The sequence below is a fragment of the Sphingomonas sp. genome, assembly GCF_031380695.1.
Taxonomy (GTDB): Bacteria; Pseudomonadota; Alphaproteobacteria; order Sphingomonadales; family Sphingomonadaceae; genus Sphingomicrobium.
In genome coordinates, this window is record NZ_JANMWY010000222.1 from 1 (window position 1) to 5,131 (window position 5,131).

4 protein-coding genes are annotated in these 5,131 nt (G+C 64.7%); 3 read left to right on the forward strand and 1 reads right to left on the reverse strand.

What is annotated here, in order from left to right; genetic code table 11:
* The 3 genes from RMN84_RS07960 to RMN84_RS07970 all read left to right on the forward strand — a co-directional run.
* A partial coding sequence (locus RMN84_RS07960; protein ID WP_309611642.1) for an ATP-binding cassette domain-containing protein occupies positions 1-498 on the forward strand: 498 nt, incomplete at its 5' end.
* On the forward strand, positions 495-1,862 hold the full coding sequence (locus RMN84_RS07965) for an HlyD family type I secretion periplasmic adaptor subunit (protein ID WP_309611643.1): 1,368 nt from the start codon (positions 495-497) through the stop codon (positions 1,860-1,862). The genes RMN84_RS07960 and RMN84_RS07965, both read left to right, overlap by 4 nt.
* Positions 1,863-1,947: 85 nt before the next feature.
* Entirely contained in the window at positions 1,948-3,303 is a 1,356-nt protein-coding gene (locus RMN84_RS07970) for an O-antigen ligase family protein (protein ID WP_309611644.1), read from the forward strand.
* Between the two features lie 21 nt (positions 3,304-3,324).
* Here RMN84_RS07970 and lepA read toward each other — a convergent pair.
* The coding region (gene lepA, locus RMN84_RS07975) for a translation elongation factor 4 (protein WP_309611645.1) at positions 3,325-5,131 on the reverse strand (1,807 nt) is incomplete at its 5' end.

Below are 5,131 nucleotides of genomic sequence, written 5' to 3' on the forward strand. Positions count from 1 at the left end.
GGATCGGTGAAGGAGAATATCTCGCGGTTCGATGTCGGTGAGGCGGGAGCGATCGACGAGGCGGCGGTGGCGGCGGCGAACCAGTGCCATGCACACGAGATGATCACCGGCCTGCCCGGCGGCTATGACCGGGTGCTGGGCTGGGGCGGCAGCGGGCTGTCGGCGGGGCAGGCGCAGCGGGTCGCGCTGGCGCGCGCGCTTTACGGCGAGCCGCGCATCGTCATGCTCGACGAGCCCAACGCGCATCTCGATGGCGCGGGCGAGGCGCAACTGGTCGAGACGTTGCAGGCATTGAAGGCGCGCGGGGCGGCGGTGCTGGTCGTCGCACATCGCACCGGCCTGTTGCAGGCGGTCGACCGGATCATCGTCATGCGCGACGGGCGGATCGAACTCGACGGACCGCGCGACGAGGTGCTGAAACGGTTGCAGGGGGCAGCGCCGGCGCCGGTGCCGGCGGGGACGATCACGTCGAACCGCAAGGCGGGCGCAACGCGATGAACGAGTTGACCGCCTTCGCCCGCAACCCGGTCGCGCTGTCGGGTCCGGACGAGCCGCCGCTCGACAATCCCGAGCGCGACATCCGCTTCGGGCTGATCGTGGCGTTCATCTTCTTCGTCCTGTTCCTGGGCTGGGCAGCGTTCGCGCCGCTCGATTCGGCAGCGTTCGCGCCGGGCCAGGTGACCGTCGTCGGCCAGCGCCAGACGATCCAGCACCGCGACGGCGGGGTGGTCTCGGCGCTGCGCGTCAAGGAAGGGCAGCAGGTCGCCGCGAACCAGGTGCTGATCGAGCTGGCCGGGGCCGACGTACGCGAGGCCGAGCGCGCCAATGGCGACCAGATGATGAGCCTGCTGGCGCAGCAGGCGCGGTTGCAGGCGGAAGAGAGCGGTGCCGGGGCGATCGCCTGGCCGGCGCGCCTGACCAACCCCGACCCCGACCGGGCGGTGGCGGCGGCGAGCGCGATGCGGCTGCAGGCATCGGAGTTTCGCGAGGGGCGCGCGTTGCTGACGGCGCAGAGCAATGTGCTGGGCCAGCAATCGAACCAGTCGAACGAGAGCGCGACCGGCTTCCGCGCGCAGATGCGAGCGTCAGCCGAGCAGGAGCGGCTGATCAACGAGGAGCTGGAAGCGCTGCGCCCGGTCGCGGAGAAGGGCTTTGTGTCGGTCTCGCGGCTGCGCCAGCTGGAGCGGGCCAAGGCCGACCTGGCCGGGCAGCGCGGTGCCTATGCCGCGAACATCGCCCAGGCGCGATCGGCCGCCGGCGAAGGACGATTGAAGCAGCTCGAGGCCGACCGCAGCTATCGCGAGAAGGCATCGACCGAGCTTCGCCAGGTAGCCTTCACCCTGGCCGAGCTGGAGCCCAAATATCGCGCCGCGCACGACCAGCGGATGCGGCTGGAAATCCGCGCGCCGGTGGCCGGGACCGTCACCGGGCTCGCCATCCACACCGTCGGCGGCGTCATCACGCCGGGCGAAAAGGTGATGGACGTGGTGCCGAGCGCGGCCGCGCTGGTGATTTCGGCCAAGTTCAGCGTCCAGGACGCCGACGATGTGTCGGCGGGGCGCGTGGCGCAGGTGCGGTTCAGCGGGCTGCACGATCGCGGGCTGCCGCTGCTGCACGGCACGGTGACGCGGATTTCAGCCGACAGCTTCACCGACGAGAAAACCGGCGTGAGTTATTATACCGGCGAGGTCGTGGTGCCCGACAGCGAGATCGCGCGGATCCGCGAGATTCGCGGCAAAAGCTTTGCGCTGCGCCCCGGAATGCCGGCCGAAGTGCTGGTCCCGATCGCCAAGCGGACCGCGCTGCAATATGCGTTCGAGCCGCTGACCGATACGTTCTGGCGCGCGTTCCGGGAGCATTAGGGGCGGCGAACGTACCGAAAGCTTTACCACTATCGGCTAGAGCGGCACCCGAGTATGTCGCGGTACCTCGTGAAAGCAGACCGAAATGCGTTTCGTCTATCTTTTCGTCTTCATCTTGCTGGTCACGGGCCTAAGCTTATTCATTCGCGGAAATCCCGCTCATCGACCTAAAATCTGGTTTGCGCTTGGTTTCTCGGCGTGGCTGATCACGCCCTACCACCTGCTGTTCAACCTGTGGCCGGGTTGGAACATGTGGCCGGGCTTTGTCAAAGGCCTGGAGCTGACCATCGTCGATGTGTTCGCTTTCGCCATTCTGGCGTCAGGTATCCACAAGCGTGATCCGATGCGGTTCCGCATGACTTTTCTGACCTATTTCCTCGTCGTCATTTCGTCCGTGTTCGTATCAAATATGCCCAGCGCCGCTTGGCTTTACGTCTGGCAGATATCGCGCATGGCGCTGATCGTTGTCGCCATATCCCGCAGCTGCGCCGATGACCGGGCGCCGAAAGCGATCATGTTCGGGCTGGTTTTCGGAATGTTCTACAATGCTGTTTTCGGCATCGTCGACCATGTCCGGGGGGCGCTTCAGTCGGGCGGGTTGATGGGACACCAGAACCTGCTCGGGCTGATGTCGCATTTCGTCGCGTTGCCGGCGCTGGCCCTGGTGCTGGGGGGTTCGCGGGAGAAATGGCTGTGGCTGGGGCCGCTTGGTGGGCTGATCATCGTCGTCGTCGGCGGGTCGCGGGCGACGACCGGTCTCGCCCTCGGCGCATACGCACTGCTTTTTGTCCTGTCGTCGATGCAAGGGTGGAACTCGCGCAAGGCGATGGTGAGTGCGTTGGCCCTACTCGGCCTGATCGTAGCCGCGCCGCTCGCTGCCAGCACACTTAGCAAGCGGTTCGCGGTCACCGAAAAATCGGACTATGACGAGCGTGCGGCATTCGAGAAGGCGGCGAGCATGATGATCGCCGATCATCCTTTCGGCGTTGGCGCCAACCAATATACATTGGTAGCCAATGTCGGCGGATATTCGCAACGAGCCGGAGTGGTGTGGAACCAAGGCAGCCGCTCGGCCAATGTTCACAATATCTATTATCTCTACGCCGCCGAGACGGGCTGGCTCGGGTCGCTTGCGTTTATCATGCTGCTCGCCAACGCTGGTCTAGTCGCCTTCAAATATAGCTGGAAGCGACGAAACGACTGGCGCGCGCAAATGCTGCTGGGACTGGCAGTGGCGATCGCAACTGCGGCGGTACACTCGATGTTCGAGTGGATCATGACGACCTATACAGCCCAAATCCTGCTGGCGATCGATCTCGGCCTGATCGCGGGCCTGTCGACCCAGATCAAGAAAAGTATGGCTAGCGAAGCGAGGGCAAAGCGCGAAACAGGACGAGCGAAGATCGACACCAGTCGCGAAGATTTGGTGCTGGCAGAGTAGGGTCGCCGCCGACGCCTTCAGCTAATTATCGTCGCCCATGCGCAGGGCGGCGATGAAGGCTTCCTGGGGGATCGAGACGTTGCCGTATTCGCGCATCTTGGCTTTGCCCTTTTTCTGCTTGTCGAGCAGCTTGCGCTTGCGCGTCGCGTCGCCGCCGTAGCATTTGGCAGTGACGTCCTTGCGCATCGCGCTGATCGTCTCGCGGGCGATGACCTTGCCGCCGATCGCCGCCTGGATCGGGATCTTGAACAGGTGCCTGGGGATCAGTTCCTTCAGCCGCTCGCACATCTGGCGGCCGCGCGCTTCGGCGGTGCCGCGGTGGACGATCATGCTGAGCGCGTCGACCGGCTCCTCGTTGACCAGGATGCTCATCTTGACGAGGTCGCCCTCGCGGTAGCCGATCGGGTGATAGTCGAAGCTGGCGTAGCCCTTGCTGATCGATTTGAGCCGGTCGTAGAAATCGAACACCACTTCGTTGAGCGGGAGTTCATACTTCAACTGGGCGCGGCCGGCGACGTAGGTGAGGTCCTTCTGGATGCCGCGGCGGTCCTGGCACAGCTTGAGGATCGAGCCGAGATATTCGTCGGGGACATAGATCGTCGCTTCGATCCACGGCTCCTCGATACTCTCGATGCGATTGGGCTCGGGCATGTCGGCGGGGTTGTGGAGTTCGATCACCTTGCCGCTGTCGGCGTCGCCGGCGACGATGCGGGCCGAGCCGGTCGAGGCCTCGTCGCGCTTCGAGCGGTTGAGCTGCATCCGGTAGACGACCGACGGCGCAGTCGTGATCAGGTCGAGGTCATATTCGCGGGTCAGCCGCTCCTGGATGATCTCGAGGTGGAGGAGGCCGAGGAAGCCGCAGCGGAAGCCGAAGCCCAATGCCGCGCTGGTCTCCATCTCGAAGCTGAAACTGGCATCGTTGAGGCGCAATTTATAAAGCGAATCGCGCAATTTCTCGAACTCGGCGGCGTCGACCGGGAACAGGCCGCAGAACACCACCGGCTGGACCAGCTTGAACCCGGGCAGCGCCGTCGCGGTCGGGCGCTTGGCGTCGGTGATGGTGTCGCCGACTCTGGTTTCGGCGACTTCCTTGATCTGCGCGGTGATGAAGCCGATTTCGCCCGCCGCGAGCTGCTCGAGCTGTTCGATCTTGGGGCGGAAGCAGCCGACGCGGTCGACCAGGTGGAGCGTACCGGCGGCCATGAACTTGATCTGCTGGCCGCGCTTCAGGACGCCGTCGATGACGCGGACGAGGATGACGACGCCGAGGTAGGGGTCGTACCAGCTATCGACCAGCATCGCCTTGAGCGGCGCGGCACGGTCCCCTTTCGGCGGGGGGATCTTGTCGACGATCGCCTGCAGCACTTCGTCGATGCCGATGCCCGATTTGGCAGAGGCGAGAACCGCTTCGCTGGCGTCGAGGCCGATGATCTCCTCGATTTCGGCGCGGACCCGCTCGGGCTCGGCGGCGGGCAGATCGATCTTGTTGATGACCGGCACGATCTCATGGTCGTGCTCGATCGACTGATAGACGTTGGCGAGCGTCTGCGCCTCGACCCCCTGCGCCGCGTCGACCACCAGCAGCGCGCCTTCGCAGGCGGCGAGGCTGCGGCTGACTTCATAGGCGAAGTCGACGTGGCCGGGGGTGTCCATCAGATTCAAGGTGTAGTTGAGCCCGTCCTTCGCGACCCATTCGAGATTGACGGTCTGCGCCTTGATCGTGATCCCGCGCTCTTTCTCGATGTCCATATTATCGAGCACCTGAGCCGACATTTCGCGCTCGGTCAGGCCGCCGGTCCGCTGGATCAGCCGGTCGGCGAGCGTCGAC